Source organism: Pseudomonas auratipiscis (assembly GCF_036324085.1).
In the GTDB taxonomy this organism is placed as follows: Bacteria; Pseudomonadota; Gammaproteobacteria; order Pseudomonadales; family Pseudomonadaceae; genus Aquipseudomonas; species Aquipseudomonas auratipiscis.
Window position 1 is genome coordinate 106,617 of sequence record NZ_JAZDCU010000012.1, and the last position, 17,128, is coordinate 123,744.

The window sequence follows — 17,128 nt, forward strand, 5'->3', positions numbered from 1 at the left end:
GAGAGAACGATATGCTCGATTCCAAACTGTTACGCGGCCAACTTCAGGAAGTGGCGGACCGCCTGGCCTCCCGTGGCTTCAGCCTGGATGTCGCGCGCATCGAAGCACTGGAAGAACGCCGCAAGGTGGTGCAGACCCGCACCGAACAACTGCAGGCCGAGCGTAACACCCGTTCCAAATCCATTGGCCAGGCCAAGGCTCGTGGCGAAGATATCGCGCCGCTGATGGCCGATGTGGAACGCATGGCCCAAGAGCTGGCCAGTGGCAAAACCGAACTGGACGGCATTCAGGCCGAGCTGGACGCGATTGTATTGGGCATTCCCAACCTGCCGGACGAAAGCGTGCCGGTCGGCGCCGATGAAGATCACAACGTTGAGGTGCGTCGCTGGGGCACCCCGCGCCAGTTCGATTTCGAAATCAAGGACCACGTCGCCCTGGGTGAACTGAGCGGTGGCCTGGACTTTGAAACCGCAGCCAAGCTCTCGGGTGCTAGATTCGCCTTGCTGCGCGGGCCAATTGCGCGCCTGCACCGCGCCCTGGCGCAGTTCATGATCAACCTGCACACCAGCGAGCACGGCTACGAAGAAGCCTACACCCCGTACCTGGTACAGGCGCCGGCGCTGCAAGGCACCGGTCAACTGCCGAAGTTCGAAGAAGACCTGTTCAAGATCAGCCGTGAAGGCGAAGCCGACTTCTACCTGATTCCGACCGCTGAAGTATCGCTGACCAACATCGTCGCAGGCGAGATCCTCGACGCCAAGCAGTTGCCGGTCAAGTTTGTCGCCCACACGCCATGCTTTCGCAGTGAAGCCGGCGCTTCGGGTCGTGACACCCGCGGGATGATCCGCCAGCACCAGTTCGACAAGGTCGAGATGGTCCAGATCGTTGAGCCAGGTAAATCCATGGAAGCGCTGGAAGGCCTGACTGCCAACGCCGAGCGCGTGCTGCAGGCGCTGGAGCTGCCGTACCGCGTTCTGGCGCTGTGCACCGGCGACATGGGTTTCAGTGCGGTCAAGACTTACGACCTGGAAGTCTGGGTGCCGAGCCAGGACAAATACCGCGAGATCTCTTCGTGCTCCAACTGTGGTGACTTCCAGGCGCGTCGCATGCAGGCCCGCTGGCGCAACCCGGAAACCGGCAAGCCTGAGTTGGTCCATACCCTGAACGGTTCGGGTCTGGCGGTTGGGCGTACCCTGGTTGCGGTGCTGGAGAACTACCAGCAGGCCGATGGTTCGATCCGCGTGCCTGAAGTGCTCAAGCCGTACATGGGCGGCCTGGAGATCATTGCTTAAATGGAATTTCTGCCGCTGTTCCACAAACTGCGCGGCAGCCGTGTGCTGGTTGTCGGTGGAGGCGAGATTGCCCTGCGCAAGTCGCGTCTACTGGCCGATGCCGGGGCGGTACTGCGCGTGGTTGCGCCCCAGATCGAAGCGCAACTGAGCGAGCTTGTCCGGCACAGCGGTGGTGAAATCCTCAGCCGTGGCTATCAGTCGAGCGATCTTGACGGTTGTCAGTTGATCATTGCTGCAACAGATGACCAGGCGCTCAACGCTCAGGTTTCAGCCGATGCTCACCAGCGCTGTGTGCCGGTCAACGTGGTTGATGCACCTGCTTTGTGCTCGGTGATCTTCCCGGCGATTGTCGACCGTTCGCCCCTTGTGGTGGCGGTGTCCAGTGGCGGTGATGCACCGGTGTTGGCGCGGTTGATCCGCGCCAAGCTGGAAACCTGGATTCCGGCCGCCTATGGCGAGCTTGCCGGTTTGGGCGCGCGTTTTCGTCACAAGGTCAAGGCCCTGTATCCGGACGTCAATCAGCGTCGTGGTTTTTGGGAAGATGTTTTCCAGGGACCTATCGCCGAGCGGCAACTGGCCGGGCAGGGTGCTGAAGCGGAGCGGTTGCTGCAAGCCAAGATCGACGGCGCCAGCTATCAGGCGCCGGGTGAGGTGTATCTGGTCGGTGCAGGGCCGGGTGATCCCGATTTGCTTACCTTTCGTGCCTTGCGTTTGATGCAGCAGGCTGACGTGGTGCTCTACGATCGTTTGGTTGCTCCAGCGATCATCGAGTTGTGCCGCCGTGATGCCGAGCGCATCTACGTCGGTAAACGTCGCGCCGATCATACTGTGCCTCAGGATCAGATCAACCAACTGCTGGTGACCCTGGCTCGTCAGGGCAAGCGGGTATTGCGTTTGAAGGGCGGTGATCCGTTCATCTTCGGTCGTGGTGGTGAAGAGATCGAAGAACTGGCAGAGCAGGGCATTCCTTTCCAGGTAGTGCCGGGTATCACTGCCGCCAGTGGTTGCTCAGCGTATGCTGGCATACCGCTCACTCATCGTGATTACGCCCAGTCGGTGCGGTTCGTTACCGGCCATCTCAAGGACGGTACCAGTAACCTGCCTTGGAATGATCTGGTGGCACCGGCTCAGACCCTGGTGTTCTACATGGGGCTGGTTGGTTTGCCGACCATCTGTGCCGAGTTGATTCGCCATGGTCGCGCTGCCGACACGCCCGCAGCGCTGGTACAGCAGGGCACTACGCCGAATCAGCGGGTGTTCACCGGCACACTGGCTGATTTGCCGGCGCTGGTCGCCGAGCATGAGGTTCATGCGCCGACCCTGGTGATCGTTGGGGAAGTGGTCCAGTTGCGTGAAAAGCTGGCCTGGTTCGAAGGCTCCCAGGGCTGAAATGCATCGCGAGGCAAGCCCGCGTCTACAGACTCACCTCTGTAGGCGCGGGATTGCCCCGTGATCACCAATCACAGCATTAATCGTTGGTCCAGATACCTCGCCCCGCCAACCGTTGCCGATCATGCTGCTGGGTAAAGTCCTGCAATGGGCCTTTAGGCACAATACCATTCGGGTTGATGGTCTTGTGGCTCATGTAGTAATGCTTCTGGATATGCTCGAAATTCACCGTCTGCGCCACCCCCGGCCACTGATACAACTCTCGTAGCCAATTCGACAGGTTTGGGTAGTCGGCGAGGCGCCGCAGGTTGCACTTGAAGTGCCCGTGGTACACCGCATCAAAACGAATCAATGTGGTGAACAGTCGCCAATCGGCTTCAGTCAGGTACTCGCCGGTTAAATAACGGCGTTCGCCAAGGCGTTGATCCAGGCAGTCCAGTTCCGCAAACAATTGATCGAAAGCCTGTTCATACGCCTCTTGCGAGGTGGCGAAGCCTGCTCGATACACACCGTTGTTGACCGCCGGATAGATGCGCTCGTTGAGGGCATCTATCTCTTTTTGCAGCGGCTCGGGGTAGAGGTCCAGGCGATTGCCGGTCAGGCCATCGAAGGCATGGTTGAAAATGCGGATGATCTCTGCCGACTCATTGTTGACGATGCGCTGTTCCTGCTTGTCCCACAGCACCGGCACGGTAACCCGGCCGCTGTAATGTGGATCGTCGCGGGTATAACGCTGATGGAGAAATTGCAGGTGCTCGAGCTTGTCGCCGGTAGAGCCCTTGCTCTGATCGAACGTCCAGCCGTTCTCGCCCATCAGCCAGCTGACTACTGACACATCAATGAGACTTTCCAGGCCTTTAAGCTTGCGAAAGATCAGGGTGCGGTGCGCCCAAGGGCAGGCCAGCGACACGTACAGATGATAGCGCCCGGCTTCGGCGGCCGGTAGTTGATTGCGGCGCTGCGCGCTTTCACGCTGGAAGGCGCCATCTTTGCTGCTTTCATACCACTGGTCATGCCAGCGTCCATCGATCAAAAGGCCCATGCTTGACTCCTTGGCGATTCATTCTGATATAGAGCCCAGTGTACGGAGCTGAGTTCGAACGAATAGCGCAAAGACCGGGCCGGTTTAATCGGCTTGTTCGATCAGTTGCGCTTGTCCCAGTAGCGTTGGGCTTGAGCGAAGGCGTCTTCACGCGACTGGCCAAGGCCACGCAAAGCCAGGGCCATGGTCGCTACTACAGCCAGTTCACCATAGCTGTTCTGTGTGTCGCCACGCCATACCGAGAGTAATTGCTCAGGCTCCAGGTTCGCTGGTTTTACATGCCGTTGGGCAGCCAGGGCAGGCCATTCCTCATCCCAATCCACGCCCGCTGCAGTGCCGTAAAGATGGCTGGTGGTGTCGGGGTTGATCTCGATCTCGCCACCGTCACCCTTGACCACAATAGCGGTATCGCCAAGCAGACGACTGGCTTCGCGGTGTACCGCCTGATAGCCCGGATGGAAGATGCTCTGCAGGCCGCAGCGTGCGCCCAGAGGGTTGAGCACCCGGGCCAGGGAATGGATAGGCGAGCGCAGGCCCAAGGTGTTGCGCAGGTCGATCATTCGTTGCAGGCGTGGCGCCCAGTCCTGCAGCGGAATAAATGCCAATTGTTGGTTGTCGAGCGCCTTGGCCACCGCCTGCCAGTCGCGACACAGGGGGATCTGCAACACCTCCAGCACTTGTTCGGTGTACAGGCGTCCGGCGGTGTGTGCGCCACCTCCATGCAGGAGAATGCGCACGCCATTGGCGGCCAGGCATTTGGCCGCCAGCAGGTACCAGGGCAGGTGGCGCTTTTTCCCGGCATAACTGGGCCAGTCCAGGTCTACCTGGATCGCTGGTGCATGCAGGCGCTGACGCAGCGCTTCAGTGAAGCCGGCCAACTCCTCAGGGCTTTCTTCCTTGTGTCGCAGCAGCATCAGAAAGGCGCCCAGTTGCGCTTCCTCGACCTCGCCGTCGAGCAGCATGCCCATGGCCTCACGGGCTTCCTCCCGGGTCAGGCCGCGGGCGCCACGCTTGCCCTTGCCAAGGATGCGTACAAACTGGGCAAAGGGATGTTCGGACGGGGTTTCGGTGATCAGCGGGCGAGGGTCGGTCATATGCAATTGGTCGGCTTTGGCAGGCCCGCAAGTTTTGCGGCGAGTTTGGCGGGAGTGCCTTTGAACAGGCGGTTCAGGTGCATGCTGTTGCCTTTCTCCGGCCCCAGTTTGAGTGCCGTGTACTTGATCAGCGGGCGCGTGGCCGGCGACAACTCGAACTCCTGGTAAAATGCTCGCAGTACTGTCAGCACTTCCCAGTGCTCCTCGGTCAGCTCCAATTGCTCGCGGGCGGCGAGGGCGTTGGCAACCTCCTCGGACCAATCGCTGAGCTCAAGCAGATAACCGTCCTTGTCCAGGGCGATGTTGCGCGCGCCTACAGTGAGGGTGCTCATAGCCAGGTGTTGACCTTGTCGTAGTCCAGCGAAAGTGCAACGAACGCCGGGTAGTCGATGGCCTGAACGCCGTCGTCGGTGTTGATGGCGCGGGCTTGCAGGTCTTCCTCGAGGGCGAACAGGCGGCCTTGCAGATTGCTCGCGTGCAGGCTGGCCAGTGGCGCGCTTGCGGCTTGCAGGGCATACACGGCATCGCCGCACAGCAACAGGCCATCCTTGCTACCGAGCAGGCGCAAGCAACTGCTCAAGCGATTGTCACCGAAGGGCGAATGGGAAATTACGTGCAAGGTGCTCATCAGAGGGTTACCACCTGGTCGAAACGGTCAATCAATGCAGCCAGTTCGGCGTCATCCAGCACCTGCACCGGCAGGCTGAGGTTCTCTGCCGTCAAGCCACGCTCCTGCAGGCTGCTGCGGGCAACAAAAAGCTCGTCGACACCAAACATCGGCAAGGCCTGCAAGTTAGCGGCGAGGTTCTTCTGTTGCAGTTGGGCGGGCTGCTGACCAGGCGCGAGCTGAAACACCCCGTCATCGAGAAACAGCATGCCCAGGGGCAGATCGAAGGCCCCACCGGCCAGGGCGATATCTAGTGTTTCGCGGGCGGACAGACCGGCCCAAGGTGCCTTGCGGCTTATCAGAAGTAACGACTTGGGCATCTCAGTCGCCTCCAAAACAGAGCAAGCGGTCAGCCAGTTGCGCACCTTCATGCAGTTGGCCAAGACCAGACAGCTCCCAGGGTGCCGGCAGGTTTACCGCGGTGCGCTGGTAGCGTTGGGCTTCCTCGTCATTGAGTACGCCACGGCGCAACGCCGCGGCAATACACACCACGGCATCGAGGTGGTGCTCACTGATAAAGGATCGCCATTGGGCGGCGACATCCAGCTCATCTTGAGGGCTGACGATATTGCCCGAGGCGCAGTGCACGCCGTCTTGATAAAAAAACAGCCGGACAATTTCGTGGCCGCTGGCCAGTGCCGCCTGAGCAAAGCGCAGGGCGCGGCGTGAGGAGGGCGCATGGGCCGGGGAAAAAACCGCAATGGCGAACTTCATGGAAGGCTCATTCAGCAAAACTGCGCCAATCATAAAGCAAATCGAGGGAGCGGGCTTGCCCTGCGACGGCCCGCCCCCCTTCGCTCAAGCCTTCTCTTTATGCTCTGGCAGGAACCAGTTCAGTACCAGTGCACAAATCCCCCCGGTAGCGACCCCCGACTCCAGCACATTGCGCAGCGCCGACGGCATGTGCGCAAGAAACTCCGGCACCTGCGCCACGCCCAGGCCCAACGCCAGCGACACTGCAATAATCAGCAGTGCACGGCGGTCCAGGCTGATGCTTGCGAGAATGTTGATCCCCGATGCAGCCACTGCACCGAACATCACCATCGCAGCGCCACCCAGTACTGGCTCCGGCACTGCCTGAATCACCCCGGCAACACTTGGGAACAGGCCAAGAATGACCAGCATGGCTGCGATCCACACGCCGATATGGCGACTGGCAATACCGGTCAGTTGGATAACGCCGTTGTTCTGGGCAAATACCGAACTTGGGAAGGTGTTGAACACCCCGGCCAGCAACGAGTTGGCACCATTGACCAGAACGCCGCCCTTGATCCGTTGCATCCACAGCGGCCCTTCGACCGGCTGGCGCGAAACCTTGCTGGTCGCAGTCACGTCACCAATGGCTTCCAGGGAGGTCACCAGGTAAATCACCAGCATCGGAATGAACAGCGCCCAAGAGAAACCCAGGCCAAAGTGCAGTGGCACGGGCACCTGGAACAGCTCGGCTTCATGCATGCCGGTGAAATCCAGGCGACCGAGATAACCGGCCAGGGCATAGCCAACGGCCAAGGCAATGACAATGGCGCAACTGCGCATCCACACTACTGGAATACGGTTGAGCACCACGATAATCGCCAACACCACGCCCGACAGCAGCAGGTTTTCGCCGTTGGCGAAGGTGCCGTTGCCCATTGCCGCAAAGCCACCGCCCATGCTGATCAGGCCGACCTTGATCAAGGTCAGGCCGATCATCAGCACCACAATGCCGGTCACCAGCGGCGTGATCAGGCGTTTAACGAAAGGCAGGATGCGCGAAATGCCCATTTCAACGAACGAACCGGCAATCACCACACCGAAAATCGCCGCCATCACGGCTTCCACCGGCGTACCTTGCTTGACCATCAGCGCGCCCCCGGCGATCAATGGCCCGACAAAGTTGAAACTGGTGCCCTGGACAATCAGCAATCCGGCACCAAACGGCCCAAAACGACGGCACTGCACAAAGGTGGCGATACCCGAGATCACCAGCGACATCGACACAATCAAGTTAGTGTCGCGTGCCGACACGCCCAGCGCCTGGCAAATCAGCAAGCCGGGGGTCACGATCGGCACGATGATCGCCAGCAAATGCTGCAGTGCTGCCAGCATGGCAATCAGCGGCCGCGGCTTGTCCTCAAGGCCGAGGACCAGTTCATTGGCCTGCGCGGGTGCGCCGGGTCCTTGCTCGATTGAACTCATGGGAGTGCTGCCCCGGAAGAAAAAAGGAGCGCATTCTACGGGGCTATGGGCATTTGGGGTAGTAATAGCTGGCACAAAAAAGCCCGCCGAAGCGGGCTTTCCTACAAACTGCCTAGCTTATGATCAGTCGTCGCGACCCATCAGGCCGAACAGTTGCAGCAGGCTGACGAACAGGTTGTAGATAGAAACATACAAGCTGATCGTGGCCATGATGTAGTTACGCTCGCCACCGTGAATGATCGCGCTGGTCTGGAACAGGATGCAGACCGACGAGAACAACACGAAGCCAGCGCTGATTGCCAGTTGCAGGCCGCTGATCTGGAAGAACAGGCTAGCCAGCACAGCACCCATCAGCACGAAGAAACCTGCGGTGATGAAACCACCGAGGAAGCTCATGTCCTTACGGGTGATCAGTACATAGGCCGACAGACCACCGAACACCAGCGCGGTCATGGCGAAGGCCGAACTGACAACCTCGGCGCCACCGGCCATGCCCAGGTAACGGTTGAGGATAGGGCCGAGGATAAAGCCCATGAAACCGGTAAGGGCGAAGGTAGACACCAGGCCCCACGCCGAGTCACGCAGCTTGTTGGTGAGGAAGAACAGGCCATAGAAGCCGATCAGCACCACGAAAATGTTCGGGTAGCCAACGCGCATCTGCTGCGCAATAAAGGCCATGAGACCACTGAAGGCGAGGGTGATAGCCAACAGCCCGTACGTATTGCGCAGGACTCGGCTGACCTCCTGCTGCTCGACCTGCTGGCCGTGATTGACGGCGTAATCCTGTTCGCGCATGGCGACACTCCTGTGGGTTTGAAACGTTCAGATGCAAAGATCATAACAGAGCGATGGCAACCAGCTACACAGAGAGTTTGACAGCTTGTTTCATTTCGGTATTATGGCGCCCGCAATACGAGGAAGCGTGGCCGAGTGGTTTAAGGCAACGGTCTTGAAAACCGTCGATGGGCAACTATCCTAGAGTTCGAATCTCTACGCTTCCGCCAAATTCAAAGCCCTGATTATTCAGGGCTTTTTGCGTTCTCAGAGATACCCGTTTCAACCTAGCTGGGCGCTTGCTCGTTTCCGCATTTTTCGGATCATTTCCGCTTCGCTCCAATTACGTACCTTCAGGGCTGTCCGTTCGCGGGTGATATAGAGCTCCTTTTGACGGCACTTTGATGCCATGATGCCCTCAGGCGTATCCTCCTTGGGATTGCCGATGTAGTTATCATTTTGCTGAGCACAGGAGCGGCGCAGTGGCGTTAGAGCAGGCACAGATCACCTTTTACAAAATTAATCAAACCGGCTTTTATAAGCGGGGTGAAACTGAACACCCAGAATTTGGTAGCTCGGCCACATTGCTCCAGGAGTTGTCAGGGTGGAGTCAAGGCAAGAGCCTCGCTGTGACTAAGACCTTTGAGCCTGCTGAAGGATCGGATTTCCTGCCGGTCTATTTGATGGACATCACTGCAGACCGGCAGGATTGGCTGGTCACCATGTGGAATCAAACGCCGGCTACCCAGGGGAAGGTTGCAGCTGCGATGGGTAACTCGGCAGTGGGTAATGCGCAAGTTGTCATGAATGATATTCCTGAGGGAGGGATCCCTGGGTTCGCCACGTATTTTTGGTTTGTTCCAGAAGAAGGTGCATTCGCCAGTATTCGGTTTCAGCACCTAATCACGGGGCAAAAACCTATGCAGGAATACATGGAGGCGTACCTTGGGCATTATTCAACATCGGTGGTGTTTACTGACCCGGATGCTGATGCGGACTTGCAAATACTTGGTTACCGTCGCGGAGTGAACGATCCTGTACGAAACGATGTATATCCAAGATTTCGGACGCAGATATTGAAAAAAGCTGGAGAGCATAATCTGCTCCTTGATAGTGCGCACTTGATCCGTAAGGTTATTAGGAAGACAAGCCTACAGCTAAACCGTCCCGAAGAGTTAGCTTTTTGGCAAAAAGCGTACAGGATGGCGACACTTCGCTATGCGCAGAACCTTCCTGATGAAGTGAACTTCAAATATGAAGTGAAGGCGCGAATGGATCGCGACGAGGTTCAAGATATCATCGAGGCTTGGACCGAAGATCATGAAACTGAATGGGATGACTACGGGTTTGTTCTTAGTGGTCAGAGCTCTCCGCATTGGCTGAGTCACGCGATCGCTCGTAGCAGTTTCAGCTTTGATATTGAACGTACCAACCTAGAAGTTGTCAATCCAGAATCGCTGCTTCGAGCGCTTCGTGCCCAGCGGGTAGATATACTTAACCTTATGAGGTGACTGAAGGTGATTATTAAGGCTGTCGCTCTTGTCCTCTCCCTTGCCATAGTTGTGCTTGCATTCTGGCAAGGTAGTGGAGTGCCTTTCAAAGACCAGTGGCCTTTGTTTGAAGCTCTGCGAGCTACAGCCTCTATTATCTTTGCTGTAGTCGGGGCTTGGTTGGCTATCATCTATCCGGATCGATTAAAACTCTCCTTTCGCAAAGCTACCACCCCCAAGCCGAGTAATGGTGGAGGGATGTCTCGGCTTCTCACGCCGATTGTTCATTCAACTGCAATACTTTGTTTAGTGTTGTTGATTGGTATCATTGCTCCGCTGCTGAAACGGTTTGACTTTTTAGTTTCGCATGTTGAGATTATGCGTTCTTTATCATATGGTTCGCTCGCCATTTTGACGCTGTGGCAATTGTGGACCGTAGTATTGTCACTCGTCCCGGCAGATGTTGTGATATCGAGATCAGAACATGAGGAGCGCCGCGCTGGTACGTTGCGAGACTTAACTAGTAATGCAGGTTTTTCTCCTAGGAAAACTGAAGGTGGAGATCAGGGCTAATATGGCGCTCGATTTTTAAAATCGTAGAAGTTTATCGAGTGGGTAATACAGTTTCCCCTATTCTACGATATACCATTGCGGTGATGCGTTTGTCTGTATGGCCTAGAAGCCTACTTGCATGACCTAGATCACCTATCTCGCTCGCGGCTTTCGGGCGAATATCTTTGAACTGAAACTGAGTCACAAGACTTACTAGCGTCGTATCTTTGGGGTGGTCAACATCTGCGACCCATTCAAGCGCGACTGGGTGCTGCGTAACACGGCAGTATCCGAAGTGTGGGGAGTCGGTCGGCGGATGAGCGCGCACTTTGAAGGCATGGGAATCAAGACGGCGATGGACTTAGCCAAGGCTGATCCCTGGATGCTGCGCAAGAAGTTCAGCGTGGTAGTCGAGAAAACCGCTCGTGAGCTGGCCGGTACCCCTTGCCTGGAACTGGATGAGCCGGATCCACCGAAGCAGGAGATCTGCTGTAGCCGGATGTTCGGCAAGCGCCTGCAGGAGTTGGCGCCGATTAAGGAGGCGGTGGCCACCTACATGATGCGCGCCTCGGAAAAGCTGCGCGCCCAGGGTTCTGTGTGCAAGAAACTGCGCGTCAGTATCCGCACCGGTATGTTCAATCCTGAAGAAGCCAAGTACGCCAACGGGGTGCTGGTCGAGTTGCCATATCCAACTGACGATGTGCGGTTGCTGACGAAGGCTGCCGTCGGTGCGCTGGATCGCGTGTTCCGTCCTGGGTTCAATACAGCAAGGCTGAAGTCTTACTGATGAATCTTAGTCAGCGCGACCAGTATACAGACGACCTGTTCGCTGCGGCCCAGCCCGCTGAGGCAAGTCGAGTGATGGCAGTCCTTGATCAGATCAACGAACGATGGGGTAGGGGATCGCTTCGATCTGCCAGCGTACCGGTGGATCCTGATTGGGGGGTGCGCCGCGATATGATGAGTCAGAGTTACACTACTCGGCTTGATCAGCTCTGGCGAGTGAGTTGTAATTAGAACGAAATACAAAGGGATAGATGCGTCCTGCAAAAGCTAATCATCGATGGTGCGCGCATTTATGAAGCTAGGCCTCGAGGCTCGTATAGTTTGGGCTTCGAGGCCTTGTGTTATTTGGCACTCTATATTCCGTATTTGCGCTCTCTTTTCTCAAATGCTAAGTGGCCGCCTTCAAGAATAGAACATATTTTCGATCGGACCCCTGAGCCTGTCCGAACGTCACCATCCTCCAAAGCACCGGCAGAGTAGGATATTAAATCTCCGTCGTTGTCTGCGACAATTACTTGCTCTGCGTCCGAGTTGACTACTAAGTTGGCATTGTGAGTAACAATTACGACTTGGCGATATTTTTTTATTGTATTAAATAGTGGGACTAATTGGTTTACGATAAATTCGTTGTCAAGGTCGTCTTCTGGTTGGTCGAATATAAAGGGGCTGCCAAATGGATCGGTTGCTAGTTTAAGGCATACGTAAAAAGTGCCTCTCTGACCAACGGAAAGTTTGTTGACTGGTTTGCCTTTGTATGTGAAGTCGGCATTTACATAAAGATAATTTTTAATGCTGGTTGGTGAGAATAAGTAGTTGATTAATTCGTATCTTCCTCCTTGGTTGAAATATTCATCTTTCCAAAAAAATTCCTCGGCTGAAGTTAGGGTGCCTTCTATGTTTATTATTTTTTGGCCGGAAAGTAGCCTGAAAAAGTCTTCTTTGTTGTTTACGCAGAAAGTCGAAACCAATTTTTCTAGAGATGTTTTGTCTCCAGAGCTTCTGAATTTTCCCCTATTAATGCAGCGCTCAAGCCCTGAATAGAATTCAGCAGTATCGAAAATAGTTGTACCAATTATATTGATGTCCCTGATGATGTGTTGTACAAGTTCGTTTTGTTCGGTATTCCATTCAGGGTTGTGCTGTTGCAGTTTTCCAAAGGCACTGTCAACCTCGAGGCGGGTATTCTCAATGTAGGAATTATATTTTCCGGCGAGTTCCCCCCTTCTTGCTACGTAGCTATGGTACTCTTTTGTTTTAGAATCGATCTCAGTGATCTTACGCTTTGCTTGGTCAATCGCGAATTGATAGTCAGCGACTTTGTGTAGTAGTGATGATATATCTTGGTTTATACCTTGCTTTGCAAACTCGGCGCGTATGCTGTCATTGTCTCTGCCAAGCTCTAATATCTTGGCTTCAGCTATGCCATTATTGAGGTTGATACCTTGGATGATTTCATCAACTACAATATGTGGTAGCTTTGTGAGCGAATCACGATACCCGTTGTATTCTGTTATTCGCGAGTTGAGTTGCTCGATTGAGCGCGTTATTTCAGATAGTATTTCTAGAGATCTACCAGTGAAGGCCTTGTTTTCATTGATCGTGCTGGAGTTTGTCTGGTACCGCTGGATTAACTCGTGATTTTGTGGGTTGGTTAAGGTGCTAATGAGCTGAGTGTTCTTTTCTATAATACTATTTTGATACTTTGGTGTATTCGTCTGTGCGCCGCTAGGGTCTTTTTCTTTCCAATACTCGACAAAAGCTCGATAGCCACCAAGGTTTTGTGTTAGCTCTTGTGAAGCAATTGGGTCATAAGGTACAAATCTTATGCCAAGCATCTTCTTGATTTCGTCACTCAGAACTGTTGGGTCTTTGCTGAAGTTGTGTATGTTTCCTTGTGAAACATGAAGGTATGAATATGAATCTTCTGATAGTTCGTCAAATTCGATTTCAGTGCCTTGGGTTCCACCTTGGTTTAGAGTAATAGATAGTTTCTCTACTTTAACGTTTCTGACTCGATCAGTTCCTTGACAATTGCCTAGTCTAGAAAATATCGCATCAAGAAGTAGGCTCTTGCCGGTTCCTCGTCCGCCAATGATTGCCACCATGTTTGGGTTTAGCGGAATAGTCTGTTCTGTAAAACTGATCTCGCCGTCTGAGAAAATTTTACCTTCAATAGAAACTTTGCTGAAATAAGGCTTTATGAAAGTTCTCTCAGTGAATTCATCTGACTGTTGAACTCTGTCAGCTGGTTCATATATCGCTTGGCGCAGACCTTGAAAATTTGGCTTCGCTTTCACCCAAGTGTATTTTTCGCCAAGCTGGTCCATTGCATGGGCATCAGAGCATGTAAATACGGGCTTGGCGGGGGCATTTGGGAAGCGTGAAGTAGTTAAAAAGAAACTTCGATCTCTGGGGCGGCCGAATATTATATGGCTAAATTTATCTATCTCAAGAGCAACCGCAACAGATCGGCCTTCCTTTCTATCGGGTTGGAAGCCACCATATCCGTTCGGACACATAGCGATTATGTAATCCTTGCCAACGGTGAGGTTGCTTTCTAAATGTTGGATCACGGTTTGAGGGTCAACCACTATTTGACCAGCGTCCACTTGGCTAGATAAGAATGAATCTTCTGAGCACCAAATTGCTTTGCTGTCGAGAGTTGTGTTGGTGACAGATAGTTTTGAGAGTAAATCGTTTATGGTTTTCGTTGTGATGTGTTCGGCAAAAATTAAGTGTATGTTGATCCATTCTCCATCTTTGTTTGGCTGGTTAATTCTTAATTCGATATTTCCCAGGACGGTTGTATGGATTTCGGCTCTTTTGATGCTCTCTCTAATTATTTCTAGTTCGTTTTCTTTGAAGTAGAAATAATTTGTAATTCCTATTAGTGATAGGTTTTCCGCTTTGATTTTTTGTACAAAATCATCGATGCTTGCATTCTTATAATTGTTATTCAAGTTGGTTAGTGGTGAGTGTAAATGCAGATCCCACTTGTTCCACAATGAACCTATCATTGTTTCATCCCTGTATTAAAGTATTTTGATATGTGTATCTAACAACCCCTGAATATAACCCTATGCACGTCGTCTGGCCAATAGGCTAGAAGAGGAAGGGAGGGGATGTAATACCGTATTTTATGCGAATGATTCGTAGTCGCTGAGGTTGGGTCAATGGAAATTCCAAATCATACTTGACGTATGAGCTTTGGCCATTCATCGCTTTTATGCCGATTTGCAGAGACCAAGAGAATGTCGGCTTACCAGTACGTATAGGAGAGCTAAGAGGTTGCTCTCCGTCATGCTGTGCTGGAGGTCCCATGAAGAAGCTTGTGCTGATTATGCTGTTGTTTAGGGTGGCTTTTTGGACATTACGATCGATTCAGGTGTTGATCGTCATCTACCTGATGATTTTCGGGGGGGGGGGAGAAGAGCTTAGAGAGCGTCTAGAGTGTCAGGGGCGATTCACCCTGTTCCATTGTCCTATCCACAGTGGCCTATGCTGGAGAGAAATCCCACCGGGAGGCGTTAAGGAAGACGATGATCGATGCGAAAACGTTGCGTGAACGGATGGTGCAGGGGGAGGCATTGATGGCTCAAGCCTTTGAGGCTTTGCGACGCTATGAAGCTGCGAAAGGTGTGAGCGCTCCCAATGAGGTTGAGCAGCTTCGTATTCGGGCTGAGTCGATGTTTGAAGCTTTGCAGCTTTATCAACGTCGAGCTCTCGTGGGAGAAGAACCAGTTATTCACTGAAGCCTGGTGCTCTCAGGGGCTCAAATCAGTTCCGCAATCGAAAAGCCGACCCTTGCAGCATCAGGGGTTCGGGCAATCAAGATTAGGTAAATTGCGGAACAAAAAATCACGTAACTATCTGTTTTAAAAAGAAAATATTATGGACTTAAAAACCGTCGATGGGCAACTATCCTAGAGTTCGAATATCTACGCTTCCGCCAAATTCAAAGCCCTGATTATTCTGGGCTTTTTGCGTTTTTTGGGGCGGAAAGATTGACACTGAAAAGGCCAGGTGTTCCGCAACTCCTTCGTAAAAAGCTTTCATCGGGTTGGTTTCGCAGCTCCCCTGGCCTGGCTGGTCCATCTCGCGTGACTGTGCGCTTGATCAGCGTTGCTGGCCGATGACTCGTATTTTCATCGGTGAGCAGTTCATCGGAATTGAGCAAGTAGGTGAAAAGCGGCCTCTGGTGATTTTCTCAGCGGAGTAGTAGCGTTTAGCCTTTGCCTGACCAAGGATGGCTATGTCTTCTAACCGCTTCGTCTCCATAGATGTCGAAACCGCGAATTCTTGGTTTGGCTCCATCTGCCAAATCGGCGTTGTGGAATTCGTCGATGGCCAGATAACCAACGAGTGGGATAGCCTAGTTGATCCCGAAGATGATTTTTTCGAGTTCAACACGCGGATCCACGGCATTACCTCAGGGATGATAGCAGGGCAACCTCCCTTCCAGACTGTGCTCGAAACCGTTAGGTCTCTGGCCGCTGACAACCTGATCGCCAGTTACGGCCATTTCGATCGCTCCGCTTTCAGTCAGGCATGCGACACCCGCAATCTTGTGCCCATGAGCAACCAATGGCTGAACATCCAGCTTGCGGTTAGACGTGCGTGGCCCGATAGGTATGCCACAGGCGGTTACAGGCTCAACGCGGTCTGCAAGTACCTTGGTATTCCGCTCGCCCGACATCACAACGCAATTGAAGATGCCAGGGCTGCTGGCCTGGTTCTTCTGAGAGCATGTGAAGAAACCGGTATCTCACCTGCTGGTTGGATCGCGCTCAATAGACAGCCAATCAACACTGCGGCTGCGATGGTAGTGAACACAGCAGGGCCTCTCTCGGATGAAAGCATCGTGTTTACCGGTGCAATGCAAATGCCTCGACAGAAGGCGCAGGATCTAGCTGCTGCCATGGGATGCGCGCCCTCCAACGGAGTGACCAAGAAGACCACCATTCTCGTTGTCGGTGACCAGGATCTCACCAGGCTTGCCGGTAAAGAGAAGAGCAGCAAGCACCTGAAAGCTGAGGAGCTCATAAAGGCGGGACATGAGATTCGCATCATCGGTGAATCCGATTTTCTAGCCATGGTTACGCTGGATAAGGCAGACAGGCAGCATTTGGCGTAGTAACGGTGCTCGGGGATAAGTGGTCAGTTCTGGAACCGGTGGACAGGCAGCTACGAGTTACTGCTCGTATTTCGCTGCCTAAATTCCATCAGTAGCTGGGATAGCGCGGCAGTCGATCGACTTCTGGACTGGAAGCATGATCCAGAGGACGGAGACCCAAGCTGCGCCGAGATACTGCTGAAAACGAACCAAGAGACTTCTATTCGCAAGGTCATCGGAAATTGGTTGTCGGCACGGATGATTTTTGGAGCCATGGAGGCGCTGGTATTATCTACAAACCACTACCCACTGAAGGATCAGACCGTTGAAGCTTCTCGTTATTGAATGTCATAGACCGGAACTCCCAGAGCCGATTTCCTTTAGGCAGGGAGCACTTCTGGTGGTCGGTGGCGAGTACAGTGGGCCAGAGGGTTGGCCGGGTTGGTATTTTTGCTCCACCGAAGCTCAGCAGAGTGGATGGGTTCCAGCGCAGGTGTTCGAACGCATCGATGAAAACAGCGCAAGAGCGATTGCAGACTATTCCTCTGTCGAGCTCAGCGTTGATCCGGGCGATATCTTGTTCGGCCAGAACCACCTGAACGAGTGGACATGGTGCCGTAAGCAGGGAAGTTCTGAGGCTGGTTGGGTGCCAACAAGTAAACTGAAAAGAATGCCAGGCTAGGCCGCTGGCAGGGTAGTGTGGTGCCGGCAATCAATCCAGCCCATCTTTTGGCACTTCAGTTTTAAACTG

Annotated in this window: 16 protein-coding genes, 1 tRNA gene and 2 pseudogenes; 9 read left to right on the top strand and 10 right to left on the bottom strand. The window is 53.9% G+C overall.

Annotated features, from left to right (window positions below; all coding sequences use genetic code 11):
* Positions 1-11 precede the first annotated feature (11 nt).
* Both serS and cysG read left to right on the top strand, forming a co-directional pair.
* Positions 12-1,292, top strand: coding sequence for a serine--tRNA ligase (gene serS / locus V0R60_RS17505; protein ID WP_136477154.1), 1,281 nt, complete (start codon positions 12-14; stop codon positions 1,290-1,292).
* On the top strand, positions 1,293-2,681 hold the full coding sequence (cysG, locus tag V0R60_RS17510; RefSeq protein ID WP_330080323.1) for a siroheme synthase CysG: 1,389 nt from the start codon (positions 1,293-1,295) through the stop codon (positions 2,679-2,681).
* 79 nt (positions 2,682-2,760) lie between these two features.
* Here the strand turns inward: cysG and V0R60_RS17515 are convergent, their stop codons facing one another.
* The 8 genes from V0R60_RS17515 to V0R60_RS17550 all read right to left on the bottom strand — a co-directional run bounded on the left by V0R60_RS17515 (position 2,761) and on the right by V0R60_RS17550 (position 8,457).
* Entirely contained in the window at positions 2,761-3,723 is a 963-nt protein-coding gene (locus V0R60_RS17515) for a glutathione S-transferase family protein (protein WP_330080324.1), read from the bottom strand.
* A 101-nt stretch (positions 3,724-3,824) separates the two neighbouring features.
* Positions 3,825-4,817 (bottom strand): glycosyl transferase family protein, encoded by a 993-nt coding sequence (locus V0R60_RS17520; RefSeq protein WP_330080325.1) that lies wholly within the window; start codon positions 4,815-4,817, stop codon positions 3,825-3,827.
* Positions 4,814-5,149 carry a TusE/DsrC/DsvC family sulfur relay protein gene (locus tag V0R60_RS17525; protein ID WP_136477150.1) on the bottom strand — a complete coding sequence of 112 codons (336 nt, stop codon included), beginning with the start codon at positions 5,147-5,149 and terminating at the stop codon, positions 4,814-4,816. The genes V0R60_RS17520 and V0R60_RS17525 overlap by 4 nt, the downstream gene beginning before the upstream one ends.
* Positions 5,146-5,445 carry a sulfurtransferase complex subunit TusB gene (tusB, locus tag V0R60_RS17530; protein ID WP_136477149.1) on the bottom strand — a complete coding sequence of 100 codons (300 nt, stop codon included), beginning with the start codon at positions 5,443-5,445 and terminating at the stop codon, positions 5,146-5,148. The genes V0R60_RS17525 and tusB overlap by 4 nt, the downstream gene beginning before the upstream one ends.
* Entirely contained in the window at positions 5,445-5,804 is a 360-nt protein-coding gene (gene tusC, locus V0R60_RS17535) for a sulfurtransferase complex subunit TusC (RefSeq protein ID WP_330080326.1), read from the bottom strand. The genes tusB and tusC overlap by 1 nt, the downstream gene beginning before the upstream one ends.
* A gap of 1 nt (position 5,805) precedes the next feature.
* Positions 5,806-6,198 carry a sulfurtransferase complex subunit TusD gene (gene tusD / locus V0R60_RS17540; RefSeq protein ID WP_330080327.1) on the bottom strand — a complete coding sequence of 131 codons (393 nt, stop codon included), beginning with the start codon at positions 6,196-6,198 and terminating at the stop codon, positions 5,806-5,808.
* 84 nt (positions 6,199-6,282) lie between these two features.
* Entirely contained in the window at positions 6,283-7,662 is a 1,380-nt protein-coding gene (locus V0R60_RS17545) for a nucleobase:cation symporter-2 family protein (protein ID WP_330080328.1), read from the bottom strand.
* Between the two features lie 123 nt (positions 7,663-7,785).
* Positions 7,786-8,457 (bottom strand): Bax inhibitor-1/YccA family protein, encoded by a 672-nt coding sequence (locus tag V0R60_RS17550; RefSeq protein WP_136477145.1) that lies wholly within the window; start codon positions 8,455-8,457, stop codon positions 7,786-7,788.
* A gap of 121 nt (positions 8,458-8,578) precedes the next feature.
* On the opposite strand from V0R60_RS17550, the gene V0R60_RS17555 reads away from it, so the two are divergent.
* From V0R60_RS17555 to V0R60_RS17565, 3 genes are all read left to right on the top strand, one after another.
* Positions 8,579-8,666, top strand: a tRNA-Ser gene (locus tag V0R60_RS17555).
* Positions 8,667-8,918: 252 nt separating this feature from the next.
* Positions 8,919-9,947 (top strand): hypothetical protein, encoded by a 1,029-nt coding sequence (locus V0R60_RS17560; protein WP_330080329.1) that lies wholly within the window; start codon positions 8,919-8,921, stop codon positions 9,945-9,947.
* Between the two features lie 6 nt (positions 9,948-9,953).
* The gene (locus V0R60_RS17565) at positions 9,954-10,499 is read left to right on the top strand and encodes a hypothetical protein (protein WP_330080330.1); all 546 of its coding nucleotides are present in this window, start codon (positions 9,954-9,956) and stop codon (positions 10,497-10,499) included.
* A gap of 31 nt (positions 10,500-10,530) precedes the next feature.
* Here V0R60_RS17565 and V0R60_RS17570 read toward each other — a convergent pair.
* Positions 10,531-10,680 (bottom strand): annotated as a pseudogene (locus V0R60_RS17570) (integrase); the annotation flags it as partial.
* 27 nt (positions 10,681-10,707) lie between these two features.
* Between V0R60_RS17570 and V0R60_RS17575 the strand changes: the two are divergent.
* Positions 10,708-11,495 (top strand): annotated as a pseudogene (locus tag V0R60_RS17575) (DinB/UmuC family translesion DNA polymerase); the annotation flags it as partial.
* A 122-nt stretch (positions 11,496-11,617) separates the two neighbouring features.
* Here the strand turns inward: V0R60_RS17575 and V0R60_RS17580 are convergent.
* Entirely contained in the window at positions 11,618-14,281 is a 2,664-nt protein-coding gene (locus V0R60_RS17580) for a TrlF family AAA-like ATPase (protein WP_330080331.1), read from the bottom strand.
* Positions 14,282-14,803: 522 nt separating this feature from the next.
* Here V0R60_RS17580 and V0R60_RS17585 point away from each other — a divergent pair.
* The 3 genes from V0R60_RS17585 to V0R60_RS17595 all read left to right on the top strand — a co-directional run bounded on the left by V0R60_RS17585 (position 14,804) and on the right by V0R60_RS17595 (position 17,059).
* Positions 14,804-15,016 carry a hypothetical protein gene (locus V0R60_RS17585; RefSeq protein ID WP_330080332.1) on the top strand — a complete coding sequence of 71 codons (213 nt, stop codon included), beginning with the start codon at positions 14,804-14,806 and terminating at the stop codon, positions 15,014-15,016.
* 500 nt (positions 15,017-15,516) lie between these two features.
* Positions 15,517-16,398 (top strand): exonuclease domain-containing protein, encoded by an 882-nt coding sequence (locus V0R60_RS17590; protein WP_330080333.1) that lies wholly within the window; start codon positions 15,517-15,519, stop codon positions 16,396-16,398.
* 304 nt (positions 16,399-16,702) lie between these two features.
* Positions 16,703-17,059, top strand: a complete 357-nt coding sequence (locus V0R60_RS17595) for an SH3 domain-containing protein (RefSeq protein ID WP_330080334.1) — start codon at positions 16,703-16,705, stop codon at positions 17,057-17,059.
* Positions 17,060-17,128 lie beyond the last annotated feature (69 nt).